The sequence below is a fragment of the Bradyrhizobium sp. ISRA436 genome (genome assembly GCF_029910015.1).
Classification (GTDB): domain Bacteria; phylum Pseudomonadota; class Alphaproteobacteria; order Rhizobiales; family Xanthobacteraceae; genus Bradyrhizobium.
Window position 1 is genome coordinate 4,586,737 of the sequence record NZ_CP094519.1, and the last position, 16,506, is coordinate 4,603,242.

The following is a 16,506-nucleotide window of genomic DNA, read 5'->3' on the forward strand; positions in this document are numbered from 1 at the left end:
ATGAATCGCGAATTCCTAGATTTCTACAATCGTGAACTGTCACTGCTGTACGAGCAGGCAGGAGATTTCGCTGAAGAATATCCCGGCATTGCGGAGCGCCTCGGCGGCCTGATCCGGGATCGCTCAGATCCGATGATCGCGGGGCTGCTGGAAGGCGCCGCGTTTCTCGCCGCCCGCGTTCAGCTCAAGCTCAAGCACGAATTCCCGGAATTCACTGCAAACCTGCTTGAGCAACTGGTTCCAAACTACCTTGCCCCCACCCCGTCGGCCATGCTGGTCACGGCACGGCCTCCCTATGCCGACCCGGCGCTGCGCGACGGCAAGAAGATCGCGCGCGGCGCCTATTTCGATGCCACCTACCGCGAGCGAGAACGAAGTCTTTCCTGCCGATTTCGACTTTGCCGCGAGATCGTGCTCTGGCCGTTTGACGTCACCGGCGCCGAGTACTTCTCGACGGCAGGCGCGCTGCAGGCGCTTGGGATTCCGGTCGGCGGCGACGTCATCGCCGGGCTGAGGTTGTCGTTGACGCATCGCACTGCGGCCCGGCTTGATGAGGAATTGCCGGACGCAGAGGCCCGGGCCAAGCCGGAAACCTGGTTTGCAGGCTGCCGCGTGAGCGATTTCCCGATCTACCTGTCCGGCGCAGAATCCGACGCCATCGCGCTCTACGAGCAATTGATCTCGAATTGCAGGGGCGTCTATTTCCGCCATCTCGACGACTTCGGCGATCCGGTGGTGACTCGTGCGCCACATGACTGCGTGCAGCAAGTTGGCTTCGACGAGAGCGAGTCTCTGTTTCCCAACGACAACCGGATCTTTCGCGGCTCGGAGTTGCTGCGGGAATATTTCATGTTTCCACGCAAGTTCCTCGGCATCAACCTGACGGGACTTCGCGGCATAATGCCACGGCTGCGCAGCAAATCGATCGATATCGTCTTCGCCTTCGATGAACACAATTCGCGGCTTGCCGCCTCGGTACGTCCCGATACCTTCAAGCTCTACACCGCGCCGGCGATCAACCTGTTCGAGAAGACGAGCGATCGCATCCCGGTCAAGTCGAACACCCATGAGTACCATGTGGTGCCCGATCGCAGCCGCTATCTCGAGTACGAGCCGCACCAGGTGCTCGAAGTCTACGCGCATTTTCCGGCAGAGAGGGACAAGCGGCCAGTGCGCCCGCTGTATTCGGCTGCCGTCGACCAGACCAGCGGATCGGTCGAGGGGCTTTATTTCACTGTCCGCCGGTTGCCCCGGCGCCGCACGGTGGAAGAGAAGACGTACGGCGCGTCCTCCGACTACACCGGGACGGATATGTTCCTGTCACTGCTCGAGCCCGGTGAACTGAGCGGCGAAGCCTCCGTCGCCGAACTCAGCGTCCGGGCTCTGTGCTCCAACCGCCATCTCACCGAGCACCTGCCGGTCGGCCAGGGCGGCGCCGATTTCCGCTTGCTGGACGATACCTCCCTTGATCTGATGTGCGTCGCTGGTCCCACCCGACCGCGCGAGCCGGTGGTGGCTCAGCTGCGCAGCCGCAGCAAGATCGCCAACAGCGGAATTGTCAGCTGGTGGCTGATCAACATGCTGAGCCTGAACTATCTTGGCCTCGTCGAGCGCGGTGGCGGCAAGAACGCCGGAGCGCTGCGCGAGATGCTGTCCTTGTTCGCCGACCAGTTCGACGATGCCACGGAACGCAAGATCCGCGGCGTGCGCAGCATAGAAAGCCGGCCCGTCGTGCGGCGGGTGCGCGAGCGCACTGGCAGCGGCGCAGCGCGGGGCCTGGAGATCACCGTCACCCTTGACGAGAAAGCATTCGAAGGCAGCGGCGTGTTCTTGCTCGGCGCGGTGCTGGAACGCTTCTTCGCCGACTATTCCGGCTTCAACACATTCACCCAGACGGTCATCTCGACGCCGGAACGCGGCGAGATCATGCATTGGCCGCCGCGCATGGGCACGCGGAGGCCGCTGTGACGCTGATTGACCAGATGAAGGCCGAACCCTGGCGGTTCGATTACTTCCATACGCTACGCCAGTTCGAGCGGGCCAACCCGGATCGGCCGCGGATCGGTGATAGTGCCGCGCGCCGCGAGGAGTATATCGACCTCGGCCAGGTGCCTTATCTGGAGTACCCCGCCTCCAACCTTGCGGCGGTCGACGATCAGAACGGCCGCCTCAGGATACTCGTCAAATTTCTCGGTCTCCTGGGGCCGCAGGGCGCGTTGCCGCTTGCCACCACTGATGAAAGTCTCGGCTGGTGGCTGATGCGGGATGACGCCTTCCCGCGCTTTCTCGACCTCCTCAACGGACGCTTCCTGCAGCTATTCTTTCGCGCCTGGGCCGATGCGCGGCCGATCGCCCAGCATGACCGGCCGGCCGAGGATCGCTTCATCGCCTATGTCGGCTCTTTCGCCGGCTTGGGCTCCGACGTTTTCGCCAATCGAGACACCGTACCCGACATGGCGAAGCTCAGCTTCGCCGGGCTGGTCGCACCCAGGGCGAAGTGTGCGTCGCGGTTGACGCGATTCCTGCAGGGGCTGTTCGATGTCAAGGTCGAGATCGACGAATTTGTCGGAACCTGGCTCTCGTTCGATCCGAGTCACTGCAGCCGGCTCGGCGGGGCGCATGTCAGGCTCGGCCGGGACGCTCTTCTGGGCTCTCGCGTGTTCAGCGTCGAGGACAAGATCAGGGTTCGAGTCTTCGTCAAGAATTTTACCCAGTACGAGAAGTTCCTGCCGACCGAAACGCCCAATTTGTCGGAGCCGCTGGCGGATGCCGTGTTCTTCTATATCGGCGACGAGCTGGAATGGGAGGTGGAGCTCGCCATTCCAGCGGGTGAGGTCGTGCCGGTCAGGCTCGGACAGAGCGGACGACTTGGATGGAGCACCTGGGTGTCGCCCAACTGGACCGCAACGGACGAATATCGCCGCGATGCGCGCTTTCCGCTCGGCGAACGCTTGAGGGCCCGTCGGAGCGCCGCAGACGATGCCGCCACGATTTGAACCTATCTGCCACGCCGATCGCCTAACTCCATGGGATTCGAAGCAATTTCCGCCAAACCCCCGGCATCCCCGGAGGAATTGAGCAGGAGGTGCCGCAGTGACCGACATAAGCCTTGAAGCCGTGACGGGCAAACTGAACCGGGCCGGCTACGATGCCTTCATCCAGGCGCTGCGCCACGCCAAGAGCGCCGGTAACCGCAACGTCGAGCTCGCGCACTGGCTGTTTCATATCCTGCAGCAGGAACGCAACGACCTCAGCCTTTCGGTGGATCATTATAAGCTCGACCGGTCACGATTGCTGTCGGACCTCGCCGGTGTCATCAGTGGCTTTCGCAAGAACGAAACCGACATGCCGGGTGTCGCCAATTCGGTCATCGATCTCCTCGATCGCGGCTGGCACTATGCCACGCTCTTCTTCGGCGAGACCCAAATCCGCACCGGTCATCTGCTGGTGGCAGGACTGAAATCGAACGATATCCACCGTACGCTGAACAACCTCTCGCAGGAATTCTCCAAGGTCAACGTCGACGCGCTGACCACCGAGCGCCGCGCCGTCTGGGCCGGCTCCGACGAAGAGACCATGAGGCCGATGGACGGCTCGGGATTGGTCGGTGCCGGCACGGAGGGTGCGGATCAGGCCGGTCCCAGGGGGACGACACCGCTCGACCGGTTCTCCCAGGATCTCACGGCCAAGGCTATGTCGGGCCAGATGGATCCGATCCTCGGCCGGGACGAGGAAATCCGCCAACTGATCGACGTATTGATGCGCCGGCGGCAGAACAATCCAATCCTCACCGGTGAGGCCGGCGTCGGCAAGACCGCCGTGGTCGAAGGCTTCGCCCAGCGTATCGCTGCCGGCGATGTGCCGCCGCCGCTGCGCAATGTAAGGCTCTGCGCGCTTGACATCGGCCTGATGCAGGCCGGCGCCTCCATGAAGGGCGAGTTCGAACAGCGCTTGCGCTCGGTGATCGATGAGGTCCAGAGCTCACCCACTCCCACCATCCTGTTCATCGACGAAGCCCATACACTGATCGGCGCCGGCGGCGCGGCCGGCACCGGAGACGCGGCCAATCTCCTGAAACCCGCCCTCGCCCGTGGCACGCTGCGTACGATCGCCGCCACCACATGGGCCGAATATCGCCAGCATATCGAGAAGGACCCCGCGCTCACGCGACGCTTCCAACCGATCCAGATCGATGAACCTGATGTGGAGACTTGCTGCATCATGCTGCGCGGACTTCTCGGTCCGATGGAAAAGCACCATGGTGTTCGCATCTCGGATGCTGCAATCATCGCAGCAGTCAATCTTTCGCACCGCTACATTCCTTCACGACAGTTGCCGGACAAGGCAGTCAGCCTGCTTGACACCGCCTCGGCACGCGTGGCCATCAGCCAGAGCGCGACGCCGGCCCTGATCGAGGACACTCGCGTTACGATCACCGCTCGCGAGGCGGAGAGGTTGGCCCTCGTCAGCGACGGCGATCTGGGGATCGAGGACAGCGAGCGCATTGCCGCGATCGACAGCGACATAGCAGCACTGAAGGATAAGCTGGCGAGCCTAGAGGCCGATTGGGCCGCTGAGCAGCAGCTGGTCAAGGACATCCGCAGCCTTCGTCAGCTGCTGTCCAAGCCGGAGGAAGGCGAGGATCCGGCTGCGAAGCGTGCGGAACTGCGCGGCAAGTTCGAGACGCTGGAGCGTATCAATCCGGAAAAGCGGATGGTCTATGCCCATGTGGACCAGCAGTCGGTGGCGTCCGTCGTGTCTGACTGGACCGGCATCCCGGTCGGCCGGATGATGCGGGACGAGATCGAAACAGTGCTGAAGCTGCCGGAGATTCTCAACCGCCGCGTCGTCGGCCAGTCCCATGGACTGACGATGATAGCCAAGCGAATTGAGACCAGCCGCGCCAAGCTGGACAACCCGTCAAAGCCGATCGGCGTGTTCATGCTGGCCGGACCATCCGGGGTTGGCAAAACCGAAACCGCCCTGGCACTTGCAGAGACCCTCTATGGCGGCGAGCAGAACATGATCACGATCAACATGTCGGAATTCCAGGAGGCGCACACCGTTTCTAGCTTGAAGGGTGCACCTCCCGGCTATGTCGGCTATGGCGAAGGCGGTCGTCTCACCGAGGCCGTCCGGCGCAGACCCTACAGCGTCATCCTGCTCGACGAGGTGGAGAAGGCCCATCCCGACGTCCACGAGATATTCTTCCAGGTGTTCGACAAGGGAATCATGGAGGACGGCAATGGACGGCGGATCGACTTCAAGAACACCTTGATCATTTTGACCACCAACGTCGGCACTGATCTGATCATGGGCCTATCGCGCGATCCGAAGTATCGTAACGAACCGGAAGAGCTCGCCAGGATGCTGAGACCGGAGTTGCTGAAGGTGTTTCCGGCCGCGCTCCTCGGACGCATCGTCTCGATTCCGTACTTCCCGCTGTCGGACGAGATGCTCGCCGGGATCGTTCGGTTGCAGCTCGACCGGATCGGACGGCGTCTCCGTGACAATCACAACGCGGCCTTCAGCTACGACGACGCGGTCGTCGAGCACATTGTGTCACGCTGCAACGATCCGGATTCCGGCGGTCGCATGATCGACAACATCATCACCAACACGTTGCTGCCGGAACTGTCGCGCGAATTCCTCAGCAAATCGCTTGCCAAGGAGGACGTAAAGCGGGCGCAAGTTTCCATCGAGAACGACAAGTTCGCATATTCCTGGAACTGAGGCGATGAACATTCAAACCGAGCATCGCTCCCCGGCGATCGGTCTCACGCCGTACGATGAGGTCTACTATCCCGGCCACGTCTACGGCCTTACCCACCCGAACCACCTCGCAACCATTGCCGCCGTTTACGGCATGCAGCCGGCTCCGGTCGCGCACTGCCGTGTGCTGGAGCTCGGCTGTGGCGTTGGCGGCAACTTGTTGCCGATGGCTTTTCAATATCCGGACAGCGAATTCATCGGCGTCGACCTGAGTGGCATGACGATCGAGCGCGGCCGGCGAAACATCGCCACGCTGAGCCTGAGCAACATCAAACTCCTGCATTGCGACATCATGAATGTCGACGCCAGTTTCGGACAGTTCGACTACATCATCGCACACGGCGTGTATTCATGGGTACCGCCGGCGGTGCGCAAGAAAATGATGACGATCTTCAAGCAGAACCTTGCGCCGCACGGGGTCTGCTACGTCAGCTACAACGCGCATCCGTTCTCGCATCTTCGCGACATGGTTCGCGACATGATGCGGTATCACACCCGCCGCCTCACCACCATGAAGGAGAAGGTAGGACAGGCTCGCGCAATCCTGAAGTTCCTGAGCGACGGCTCGAAAGCCAACTCGGTGCACGGTGCGGTCATGCGCGACCAGTACAACCGAGTGCTCAAGTGTCCGGACGAGCTGCTGTTTCACGACGATCTCGACGATGGCGCCGAGGCCTTCTTGCTGCATGAGGTCGTCGAGCACGCGGGCCGCCATGGTCTGCAATATCTGAGCGACGCTGATTTCTCACGACGCTACCTCGCCGGATATTCCGAGGAGATCCGCACGACTCTGCAACGCTTCCCGGAAAGTGAGTTCATGGCGCGCGACCAGTATCAGGATTTCATCGACGGTAACGGCTTCCGGCGCACCTTGCTTTGCCACGACAGCATTTCACTTCGCCGCCAGATCGATCTCGATTTCGTCACCCGGTTCTACCTGCTGAGCACCACCAGCCCGGTCGATCCCAACGCCTGCGTGACCGACAATTCCGCGATGGAATTTGAGCAGCAAGACGGCAGCAGGGTTACAGTGACCAAGCCGCTCTTGAAGGCTGCGCACCTCTGTCTCGGCCGAACCTGGCCACGTGCATTGTCCTTTGGCGAATTGCTCGATGGCGCCCGTACACTGCTAGGCGGCCGGCGGGCAGATGATGACCAACAGGTGCTGACGGAGGCGATGTTCATCCTGGCTTGCAGCGGCGAAGTCACCTTCCTGGTATCACCTCCCTTTCTCCGGGACGAAGCTAGCGACCATCCGCAGGCGAGCCTGCTCGCGCGAAGACAGGCGCAAATGGGTCCGTTGGTCACCAACCTGCTCCACCAAACGGTGCAGTTGGAGGACGGTCGGACCCGGGATTTCCTGCAGTTGCTCGACGGCGTCCGGACCATCAACCAGATCATTGCCGAGATGACCGAAAGATTCGGCCCAACCATCCGGATAGACCAGACCGATACTGCCGGGCAGCCTGCCGAGCCATTATTGCTGTCAATGCGAGAGAGTGTTGAACGCTCGCTCGCGATGGTCGGCAAGCTGGGCTTGCTGGTCGCTTGACGCGCTCAACGGCATCGACCTAGGGTCTGTACCTAATTAGCGATTTCTGATTCCCTCGCGTTGGATTGATTCGGCACGGGGGAGTTAGGTGCGCAAGGGGCTGTTCTGGCTGAACGACAAGCAGTGGGCTCAGATTAAGCCGCATCTGCCAACGAACCAGACTGGCCCGGCGCGCGATGACGATCGACGCATTATCAGCGGTATCATTCACATGCTTCAGTGCGGCGCACGCTGGCGCGATTGTCCGCCCGACTATGGTCCTTACACGACGATCTACAATCGCTTTAATCGCTGGGCCAAGCGCGGACATTGGCAGGCGATCTTTGAAGCGCTCGCCCGCTGCGGAAAGGATGGCGTGACTTTGTCCATCGATTCCACCTCGATCAAAGCGCATCGCTCGGCGAGCGGCGGAAAAGGGGGGAGCATGAACAGGCGATCGGCTCCTCGCGCGGCGGGCGGACCACGAAAATCCACGCGCTGAGCGACCCTGATTGCAGACCTTGCGCATTTCATCTCACTCCAGGCCAGGACGCAGATATTGCCGCCGCGCCGGCCCTTTTGGAACTCGCGCCACCCATGTCTGCCCTCATCGGCGACAAAGGATACGACGGCGACGGCTTTCGCGCCGAAATCGTCGATCGTGGTGCCAAGCCCGTCATTCCAAACAAATCCAACAGGGTCATCCTCCACAGCTTCAACAAACGCGCCTATAAGGGACGCAACGTCATCGAGCGCTGTTTCTGCCGCCTCAAGGACTTCAGGCGTGTCGCAACTCGCTACGACAAACTTGCCAGAAACTTCTTGGCTGCCGTGCACCTCGCCGCCATCGTCGCCTATTGGATCAATTGAGTCTGAACCCTAGGTCAGGAAGCGGCGGCAAGGAGCCGGAAGCTCCTGCCGCTTCATGGGGGGCGGGAGCGGCCCGCGCCACTCAGCCATCGTGGGTGTATTGCTGGCCGAGGAGCCATCCGGTGAGAATGCCGGCGGGTCCGCTGGTATAGACCGGATCAAAGCCCACACCGGCGCGCAACAGCCGCCATTCATGCTCGCCGACCCAAGGAATTCCGGGATCCCCCTTTTGATATTGCAAGAGCAGCGTTCGGGCCACCTCTGCGGCATTGGCATAGATCGGCCCGTTGGCCCAACGAGGTCGCGGCAGGCCTGTCATCCGGCAATAGAGCGCAGTGCAGACGTAGGCGGACGCCTCTTCCGCATTAGCGTCAAGGCCGGTGCGCAACAGATCGTAGGCCGCATGCAGACTCTCATGGACGATGTAGGCCTCGTCCAACCGCCCCGTCGCGGACACGACCTCCAGCGTATTCGCCGCGACCGTCGTACCGTCCGCTCGGGTTCGCGCGACATCGTTATATTGCGCTGCAACGCCTGCCGCGAGATCCGTCGGAACTCTGACGCTGACCTGTCCCAACCGGATCGCGCGCGCGACGTGATGGAACGTTTGTGGCGCAATCGTCACGTGGCTCCCGCGGATGGGAAACCGGAAGCGAATACGCGCGACCGCCGGGCCATTGAGCACGTCGAGCACCCTGCTCCGCAGTGACATCGGATCGTCCTCGCTGTTGACACCGCCCCACGGATGGTGGTCGGCGGTTCTTGTTGGGAGGTTCAAACGACCGCTGGGCTGGCATGACAGGAGTTCGACCTTCAGCGGAAATGACCCAGGGGCGGCCGGCCGGATCATTCACCGGCTGGCATTGAACCCGGCCCGTTCGCGCCAGACCAATCGGAGATCAGCCTTGACACAGAGACGGCCCCGTGACGACCACCAACCCGACCACGACCGACACCTACCGGAAGATTGCGGCGCGGCTGACCATGTTTCGGCCGCAGATCGATCTGACGCAGTACTTCGCAGGGCCCAACCCGGATGTGCGCCTCTTTGACGAAAAGCCCTACATCCGGCACCAACTCGAGAAGTACGGCGTCGCTGCCGCGACGAACACGCTCGACGGCGTCACCTTCCTGCCGAAGGACTGGGAAGACCTGATCAGGAAGCTGCGCATTGCCAAGACGACAGACGGATTCGACGCCTTCGCCGAAGGGCAAAGCCTGGAGAAGTCGCATTGGGCCCTCGATTTGTCGATGGCCGCCACGATCGGCAAGGGGTTTCGCGAGATCTGGCGTCCAAAGCTGTCGGACAGGCCACTCTCAACGCGGGACCTCCCGGACCGGCACGGCTTCGGGCTTGGACGCGACCGCGGGCAGTGGAGCGATGCCTACAGTTCGCAGTTCGGCAAGGACCCGCAGCCGCAGGACATCACCTCGCTGCATTTCGCAGTAGCGCCCGATCGGGTGAACGTTCACATCGACGAAACGGGATTCGTGTTCGAGGGCGCGGACGGTGCACTCACGGTCGGACCGAACTTCGCGCACCACGCCGGCAATGAACTGTTCTGGAAGAGCAACCCGCATGTACCCCGTTGGGCGGCCGAACACATCGACCTGATCTTGCCGAACAGTGCGAACGACTTTTCGCGCCTGGGCATTTCGGTCGACATGTACCAGCGCAAGGATTTGCACGTCACGGTCACCGCATCCTGCGGAATTTTCGGAGGGTTCGAGTGCTCGGGAACGGTGAGCATCAGCGGGACGCACGATCTGTTCGGTTCGAAGCCGAAGGGCGCGCGCTGAAGTGGATCTCGATTTCCGAAATTTCAGAAGGCCAGCGGCACGAAGGACGTCGAAGATAAGTGCCGGCATCGACTGTCACCGAGACTGCGGCTAACGGCAGTTAGGGCGTGACGCTTTCTCCATACGAGATCGCGCGTCAGTGCTCCGCACCCGCTGCCCTCGGACGTTTTGCAGTGCACGTACGCCCCACCCAGGGCAGCCCGCCCGCTCGGAAGACTTTCTCACATTTCCTGTGATGAGATTTTTCTTGATCTCCTGGTGCACACGTCGTGTACACGCAACCACCTAGCCAAATCGAAAGACTTGAGCACTCGCTCCACTCCATCATGCGCAAGTTTGAGCTAGCTCCAGCTATACAATGGCAATTAGCCAGATTTCAGCAAAGCCCCGCCGACCGCCATTCCAATGGCCTGGATGACAGTCAAGCAGAAATGACGTCTCACGTCGGAAGACGGGCGCACGCGATCGATGTGGCGCGCGAACAGCTCACACGCGTCGCCTCAAAGGGACGCCAGCGTGCCGGCGCGCTGGTACTTTGCGGAGATCTCACCGACACCGGAACGCCGACGCAGGCCGCACTTCTAATCGCCGAGCTACGCGCATGCACGGTTCCGGTGATTGGAGTTTTGGGCAACCACGACTGCGAGTCTGGACATGCGAATCAGGTGAAGCGGATCCTGTGCGATGGGGCCGTGCACCTGCTGGATGGCCAGGCTGCCGAAGTGGACCGGGTGGCGCTTTTCGGTGTTAAGGGCTTTGCTGGCGGATTTGGCCCGCGAATGCTGAGTTCTTTCGGTGAACCGGCGATCAAGACGTTCGTCGCCGAAGCAATGAACGAAGCTATGCGGCTGGAAAACATCATGCGTATGGTCAACCGAGAGCGCGTTGTTGTGGTCCTGCACTACGCTCCGATTGCCGAGACCGTCGAGGGTGAACCATTGGAAATTTACCCCCTTCCTCGGATGTTCGCGCCTTGCGCAAACGATGAACGGTCGGAAGCCCTCCCCTAAAGCAGCGTGCAGGACATTGCCTGGAGCGTTTCAAGTGTCCTCGACGTTCACAATGGTCGGCGATTGAAGCTACGCGCCACTAGCGCGTCCAGGCCCGCCGGATTAGCCGAGATCGGTAACCTTCACTCAAATAGTCGCGATACCTGGGAAGAACAAATAACAAGCCACTCCAATGAGCACGAGATAGACAAGCAGCACGAAAGTCCAGCCCATGTTATGGCGGATCACTGCGCCTTCGTCGCGGACAAACCTTGTCGTCGAGACACCGACGCTAGCGGTTTGCGGTGCAACTGGTTTGCCGATCTCAGCCCCGACTGAATTGAGAGTTGGCAGTATCAGCGGCGGGAAACCCAGCAGTTGACCGACCAGTGCCTGGAACTTGCCGAACATTGCGTTGGTCGAGGTATTGCTGCCGGACAGCGCCACACCGATCCAGCCCAGAATTGGCGCCACTATAATGAACGCGACTCCGATCTCGGAGAATGCCTTCGCAAGCGAGCCCGCCATCCCGGAATAGTTGTAGACATACGCAAGTCCGAAAATGAACACGCCGACCAGGCAAGCGCCCCACATTTGCTGCCAGCTCGTTCTCCAGATCTCTGCTAGTTGCCGGCCGTTGATGCGCAAGAGCAGCGCAACAACGATCCAGGAGACCAGGATCGCGGTCCCGCCGACGGCGGGTTTGAAATCGAATGCAGCAGAGACAGTGGCACCCTGGGTTACCGAAGACTGCGCGGTCACTGCGGCGTGGAGCCAGTTGATTGTCGGTAACCTTGACCACGGACCGGTCCATGCCACGACGACGACCACGAGCACGATGATGGGTAACCAGGCTTGAAAGATTTCACTCGCGCTAAGCTCGGAGTCGCGTTGGCTTTTCGGAAGCTCGCTGATCGCCAAGACCGTGCCGCCATAGCCAAGGACACGCCGGGGACGCCAAAACTTGAGCAAGACGAGCAACGCTACGAAGCAGACGATCGCTCCGGTCACATCGGGCAAGTAGGGTCCGAGATAGACCGCGACGGGAAATTGACCCGCGATATAGCCCAAAGAGCCGACGATTGCGAGCGGCCAACCGTCCCGGAAGCCATCCTTGCCGGCGACGAGATAGATGAGAAGCCATGGTGGCAACAAGGCCAGAATAGCCACGATATGGCCAACTGAGGCCGAAAGCGCCGTCAATGGGTAGCCGGTAACAGCTGCAAGCGCGATGATTGGGGCGCCAAGCGCTCCGTAGGAAACCGGCGCATTATTCGCGATCGCGGCCACGCGCACGGCGTCGAGGTCGGGTATTCCGAGTGTGATCAGTATAGGCGCGACAAACGCCCAAGGGTAGCCGAAGCCGACGAGCCCCTCGAGCAGCGCGCCCAGCGCCCATGCGAAGAGCATGGTCTGGACGCGAACGTCCTCGGTGCCTTGGGAAATCAGCCATCGGCGGAATTTCTCGAATGTGCCGGTCACCACGAGCGTGTTGAACAGCATCACGCCCCAGAAAGTAATCCAGTCGACGTTCCAGATGCCCGTCGCCGAACCATAGATATAGGCCAGCACGCCGCTCCCAAGTGGCATCTTCCAGACCCACAAGCCAAGAAAGAACGTTACGATCGATCCGATCAACACGGCGAGCCATGCTGACACACGAAAGACGGCGAGCAACACCAGCAAGAGAATGACCGGGATCAGTGCCACGATCCAGGTCACGAAGAGGTTTCCCGTGGGGTTGAGTATTTGCGAGAACATCGAAGGGATTCCTCAATTGATCCCAACGGGCACCGCGCCTTACGGCCTGACGGCGTACGTGGCTCACTCCACCCGCTGCCTGAACAGAGCTGCCTGCCCGGCAGTCGCAAGCACTCTCTGCGCCGGCGACTGAACGAATCGCTCACATTTATTTCCGCAGGAATCGGCTGTGAGGCCAACGCTAGCGCGACTGCACAACGCGCGCCTTCCGAGTTGGTTCCAGCGCCAAGCCTCCTTGAGCGGCCTTGCACCGAGCCTGCCCAGTCGAGATTTTGATCCAGGGCAGCTGGCGGCCGGTCTCTCCGCCTTGGCGGTTTGTGCGAGACATTCCTGTCAATCGCACGCGCGGTAAGCAAGAAATGTCACTTCTAACTGCCGATCTCGGTCGGGCTCACGTCAGGAACGCAAGCGGCCTTAATAGAGCACTCATACGATGCGTCGGCTGGCTCTTGCGCCTACCTTGCACCGGATTGTGACGCGGCCTTCACCAGACCGCATGTGCCTTTCTCCTCGGCAAGTGGGCGGAATGCCTGGTCGGCCGGGATCGTAGCGAGGACCTTGAAGTAATCATAAGGGCTCTTCGACTCCGATGGCTTCTTGACCTCGACGAGGTACATGGCATGAACGGCCCGCCCGTCCTCCCGAACCACGGTGTTTCCAAAGAGCGGGTCGTCGTAGCGGGTCGCCTTCATGGCTTCGATGACCTTCGCGCCGTCGGTCGCAGAACCGGTCTTGGCTACGGCTTCGAGATAGTGAAGCACCGAGGAATACACCCCGGCCTGAACCATGGTCGGATATTTGCCGCCATTCCGAGCAGCGAAGCGTTTGGCGAATGCACGAGTTTTATCGTTGAGGTCCCAATAGAATGCCGTCGTCAACGTCAGGCCCTGCGCAGTCGGCAAGCCGAGGGCGTGAACGTCGGTCAGGAGGACGAGAAGTCCGGCGAGCCGCTGTCCGCGCTGGACGATCCCGAACTCGGCCGCCTGCTTGACCGAGTTGATGGTGTCGCCGCCGGCATTGGCAAGCCCGATGACTTGCGCCTTCGAGCCTTGCGCCTGCAGCAAATAGGAAGAGAAATCGGCCGTGTTCAGGGGATGGCGCACAGCGCCGAGTACCTTGCCACCGGCCGCTTCCACGACCGCCGCCGTATCGCGCTCCAGGGCATGGCCGAAGGCGTAATCGGCCGTAACGAAAAACCAGGTCTTGCCGCCCTGCCGCACAATAGCGCCGCCGGTTCCGTGTGCAAGCGTCCAGGTATCATAGGTCCAGTGCACGGTGTTGGGCGAGCATTGCTTGTCAGTCAAATCGGAATCGGCTGCTCCCGAGACGAGAAACACACCGTTCTTCTCCCGCGTCACATTGCTGACTGCCAGCGCGACCGCCGAGTTGGGTACGTCCGCAATCGCATTCACCTGCTCAGTGTCGAACCACCTGCGAGCAATTGCTGATCCGATGTCGGGCTTGTTCTGATGATCGGCGGAAACGATCTCGACCTTCATGTGATGACTTCCAGGATTGAAATCCTCGACCGCCATTTGCGCGGCAACAACCGATCCTGGTCCGCCGATATCGGCGTAGAGCCCGGACATGTCGCTGAGGACGCCGATCTTGACGGTGAGCGTGGCATTGCTGCTTGGCTGTTGCGCCGCCGCCGGAGTGGTGAAGAGCGCAATTGTCAACGGCATCACCAACGCGATTGCTGCTCTCATCTTCCGTCTCCCTTGTGAGGGCGCCCCCACACAGGTTCTGCTCAGATGAACGCAGTTTGGTCCCCTTTTGATCCTTTGGAATAAAGTTGTATCAATCACGCCAGCCGCATAAGACCCTGGCCTCCCCGGGAGTCAGATTATCCTGTACTCGCGTCGATCCTGAGCTTGCTGCGGCGAAGCGAGCGAACGGTCAAACGCTGTTCGCGGCGAGCCGTTTTGTGTACACTCCCCACGGCATCCCGATCCCTTTGGGAGAACTTCAATGAAAGCCTTCTTGCTCGCCTGCGCGGCCGCCATCGTCGTGGCGGCGGTCGCCGCCGCGGCTCTTAGCCGAGTGCAGGAGCCGGTCGAACAGGCCTTTGCGACGACGGGCGTGCGACTTTAGCGAGTGCGCGTTGACCGGCTAGGGCTGCGTGTCCCACCTACTCCGCTGCAGTGACGGAGGGCTGAGGCCGCGCGCCGCCTGCGCCGGTACGCGCATTCTCCTGTTCGAGCCAGAGGCTGTGGTGCTCCCTGGCCCAGTTGACATCGACAGTGCCGCTGCCCATCGCCTCGAACGCACCTTCCATGCCGATCGTGCCGATATAGATATGTGCCAGCATCACCGCGATGAAGAGCATCGCGACGATGGAGTGGACGACCTGCGCGAGCTGCATCCCTTCGATACCTGAGAGATAGAAGGGGAACATCAGGTTGTATCCGGTGGCTGCCACCAGAGCTCCGCCGATTATCACGATCCAATAGATCGCTTTCTGTCCGGCATTGAAACGATAGGCCGGTGGCTGATCGTGACCAACGATACCGCCCCCGCGCTTGAGCCAATCAATGTCCGCCCTGTTCGGGATGTTCCCAGAGATCCACATCAGGAAGATCAACACGACGCCGATCGTGAAGGGGAAGCTCAGGTAATTGTGCGCGTATTTCGCCCACTGCGACCACTCGGAAAACGCCTCGTGGCCGATCAACGGCAGCAGCAATGGACGGCCAAAGGTGATGTTCAATCCGGAAATCGCCAGCACGATGAAGCAAGTCGCGGTCATCCAATGCACGAAACGCTCGAATGACGTAAAGCGCACGATGGTTCGGCCGGAACGACCGCTCTCCAGTCGCACCATCCCGCGGGTGAGATAGAAGATGATCAGCACAGCCAGCATACCGAGAATTGCGATGCCGCCAATCCATGGCAGCGCCACGTTCCGGAACTCCCGCCATTCACGGCCTGCCGGCTGTTCGAGCACTCCGGATTTTTCATCCGGAATGCTGACCCGCCCCTGGATCCGGTTCAGTTCTTGCAAGAGCTGTTGCTCCTTGACCGAACTGGCGGTCGGGTTAACCTGCTGGGCAACGGACGGTGAAGCTGCAGAGACGAACAGCACCAGCGCAGCCGCGCCAATGGCGAGCCGAATAAATCGTGCAACACACGCCATAAGTTCCTCCCGATTTTGACGCGACAGCAAACCGTTGCGCCGTCAGGACTCGATCGTCTCGCGATAGGCGGTCTTCCAGCCCCAGGCACCGGAGCCGTAGCCGCGCTTCATCACGCGCTCCTTGTAAATCTGGGCGATAATCTCGCCGTCGCCCGCAAGCAGCGACTTCGTTGAGCACATCTCGGCGCAAAGCGGCAGCTTGCCCTCGGCGAGACGGTTCGCTCCATATTTCTCGTACTCCTCCTTGCTGCCATCCGCTTCGGGGCCGCCGGCGCAGAAGGTGCATTTGTCCATCTTGCCGCGCGAGCCGAAATTGCCGACCTTCGGGTATTGCGGCGCTCCGAACGGACAAGCGTAGAAGCAATAGCCGCAACCGATGCACAGATCCTTTGAATGAAGCACGACGCCGTCGGCGGTGGTGTAGATACAGTTCACCGGGCAGACCGCCGCGCAGGGCGCGTCGGTGCAGTGCATGCAGGCCATCGAGATCGAACGCTCGCCCGGTTTGCCGTCATTGATGGTGACGACACGGCGCCGATTGATCCCCCAAGGAACCTCGTGCTCGTTCTTGCAGGCGGTGACGCAGGCATTGCACTCGATGCAACGGTCGGCGTCGCAGAGGAATTTCATACGTGCCATGATCGTTG

General features: G+C 61.0%; 12 protein-coding genes and 1 pseudogene. 8 read left to right on the plus strand and 5 right to left on the minus strand.

All coding sequences use genetic code 11. The features are described 5' to 3' along the window. From tssF to MTX23_RS21775, 5 genes and pseudogenes are all read left to right on the plus strand, one after another. Positions 1-1,968: a type VI secretion system baseplate subunit TssF gene (tssF, locus tag MTX23_RS21755; RefSeq protein ID WP_280972238.1), complete on the plus strand. Its 1,968-nt coding sequence runs from the start codon at positions 1-3 to the stop codon at positions 1,966-1,968. Continuing rightward, positions 1,932-2,996 (plus strand): type VI secretion system baseplate subunit TssG, encoded by a 1,065-nt coding sequence (gene tssG, locus MTX23_RS21760; RefSeq protein ID WP_280972239.1) that lies wholly within the window; start codon positions 1,932-1,934, stop codon positions 2,994-2,996. The genes tssF and tssG overlap by 37 nt, the downstream gene beginning before the upstream one ends. A gap of 97 nt (positions 2,997-3,093) precedes the next feature. After that, positions 3,094-5,733, plus strand: a complete 2,640-nt coding sequence (gene tssH / locus MTX23_RS21765) for a type VI secretion system ATPase TssH (RefSeq protein ID WP_280972240.1) — start codon at positions 3,094-3,096, stop codon at positions 5,731-5,733. Between the two features lie 4 nt (positions 5,734-5,737). Then, positions 5,738-7,324: a class I SAM-dependent methyltransferase gene (locus MTX23_RS21770; protein WP_280972241.1), complete on the plus strand. Its 1,587-nt coding sequence runs from the start codon at positions 5,738-5,740 to the stop codon at positions 7,322-7,324. Between the two features lie 88 nt (positions 7,325-7,412). After that, a pseudogene (locus MTX23_RS21775) lies at positions 7,413-8,173 on the plus strand (IS5 family transposase). An 82-nt stretch (positions 8,174-8,255) separates the two neighbouring features. Here MTX23_RS21775 and MTX23_RS21780 read toward each other — a convergent pair. Beyond that, positions 8,256-8,867 carry a hypothetical protein gene (locus MTX23_RS21780; RefSeq protein WP_280972242.1) on the minus strand — a complete coding sequence of 204 codons (612 nt, stop codon included), beginning with the start codon at positions 8,865-8,867 and terminating at the stop codon, positions 8,256-8,258. A gap of 230 nt (positions 8,868-9,097) precedes the next feature. Here MTX23_RS21780 and MTX23_RS21785 point away from each other — a divergent pair, with 230 nt between their 5' ends. Both MTX23_RS21785 and MTX23_RS21790 read left to right on the plus strand, forming a co-directional pair. Next, complete coding sequence (locus tag MTX23_RS21785) at positions 9,098-9,973, plus strand: hypothetical protein (RefSeq protein ID WP_280972243.1); 876 nt, start codon at positions 9,098-9,100, stop codon at positions 9,971-9,973. A 326-nt stretch (positions 9,974-10,299) separates the two neighbouring features. Continuing rightward, positions 10,300-10,983 carry a metallophosphoesterase gene (locus tag MTX23_RS21790; RefSeq protein WP_348637500.1) on the plus strand — a complete coding sequence of 228 codons (684 nt, stop codon included), beginning with the start codon at positions 10,300-10,302 and terminating at the stop codon, positions 10,981-10,983. Between the two features lie 126 nt (positions 10,984-11,109). On the opposite strand, the gene MTX23_RS21795 is transcribed toward MTX23_RS21790, so the two are convergent. Further along, positions 11,110-12,723 carry an L-lactate permease gene (locus tag MTX23_RS21795; protein WP_280972244.1) on the minus strand — a complete coding sequence of 538 codons (1,614 nt, stop codon included), beginning with the start codon at positions 12,721-12,723 and terminating at the stop codon, positions 11,110-11,112. A 455-nt stretch (positions 12,724-13,178) separates the two neighbouring features. Continuing rightward, positions 13,179-14,531 carry an ABC transporter substrate-binding protein gene (locus tag MTX23_RS21800; RefSeq protein WP_280972245.1) on the minus strand — a complete coding sequence of 451 codons (1,353 nt, stop codon included), beginning with the start codon at positions 14,529-14,531 and terminating at the stop codon, positions 13,179-13,181. A gap of 163 nt (positions 14,532-14,694) precedes the next feature. On the opposite strand from MTX23_RS21800, the gene MTX23_RS21805 reads away from it, so the two are divergent. After that, positions 14,695-14,817 (plus strand): hypothetical protein, encoded by a 123-nt coding sequence (locus tag MTX23_RS21805; RefSeq protein WP_280972246.1) that lies wholly within the window; start codon positions 14,695-14,697, stop codon positions 14,815-14,817. A gap of 37 nt (positions 14,818-14,854) precedes the next feature. Here the strand turns inward: MTX23_RS21805 and MTX23_RS21810 are convergent, their stop codons facing one another. Next, positions 14,855-15,859, minus strand: a complete 1,005-nt coding sequence (locus tag MTX23_RS21810; RefSeq protein ID WP_280972247.1) for a formate dehydrogenase subunit gamma — start codon at positions 15,857-15,859, stop codon at positions 14,855-14,857. A gap of 42 nt (positions 15,860-15,901) precedes the next feature. Then, positions 15,902-16,498, minus strand: coding sequence for a formate dehydrogenase FDH3 subunit beta (gene fdh3B / locus MTX23_RS21815; protein WP_280972248.1), 597 nt, complete (start codon positions 16,496-16,498; stop codon positions 15,902-15,904). Positions 16,499-16,506 lie beyond the last annotated feature (8 nt).